We start from the raw sequence: 752 nt of genomic DNA, 5'->3' as shown, positions 1-752 counted from the left end.
GCCTTTGGTGTCTCGAACCTGCGAGCACGAAATACAGCTGGCTGAGCTACGGTTCGGACGACGGCCCTCGACACCGTATTTGCGGGGGGGGTCGCGAGGAAATCATTTTCTCTGAACGGCCGCTTTCGCGGCGGCCGCGGGAGGTGGAGTCATGAGCGAGATTGGCCGCGAAGAGTGGAGGCGACTCCTCAGCCAACTCGACGAGCCGGCGATCGGCGCCGTCGCCGAGNGGAGTCATGAGCGAGATTGGCCGCGAAGAGTGGAGGCGACTCCTCAGCCAACTCGACGAGCCGGCGATCGGCGCCGTCGCCGAGGGCGTCGCTGACGTGTTCGATGTCGACATCCTCGACGCGTACGACCTCGTCGAGGACGCCGTCGCTGACGGCGACCTCATCGAGGAGGACACCGGCCGGGCGTTCCCCGCCGTTCGCGTCAACGAGGGCATCGAGGTGGAAGAATCGCCTGACTCGGGCGGGAAACGCGGTGGAGAAGGGGGTTCTTCGACCGCTGACCCCAAGGGTGAAGCCGACGAGACCGCCGTCCCTGACGCCCTCGACGCTTTCAACGACGCGATCGCCTGGTTCGCACAGCAGTTGGACACCGAACTGCCCGACGAGTCCGACTACGACACCGCCCGCGACTACTACCGAGACGGGCGGGGGTGGGACGACGAGACCATCGACGAGAAACACCTCGGGTTCGCGCCGGCGAACTATCGCGACGAGCTCGTCACGCATCTCTTTGACCGAGGG

Annotated in this window: 1 protein-coding gene; it reads left to right on the top strand. The window is 65.8% G+C overall.

The genetic code is table 11. The features are described 5' to 3' along the window. Nucleotides 1–236: 236 nt before the first annotated feature. A partial coding sequence (locus tag C470_RS00475) for a hypothetical protein (RefSeq protein ID WP_008364472.1) occupies nt 237–752 on the top strand: 516 nt, incomplete at its 3' end.

Source organism: Halorubrum distributum JCM 13561 (assembly GCF_000337395.1).
GTDB classification, from domain to species: domain Archaea; phylum Halobacteriota; class Halobacteria; order Halobacteriales; family Haloferacaceae; genus Halorubrum; species Halorubrum distributum.
Note: the sequence above shows the minus strand (reverse complement) of the source record. Positions and strands in the feature narration are given on the sequence as shown.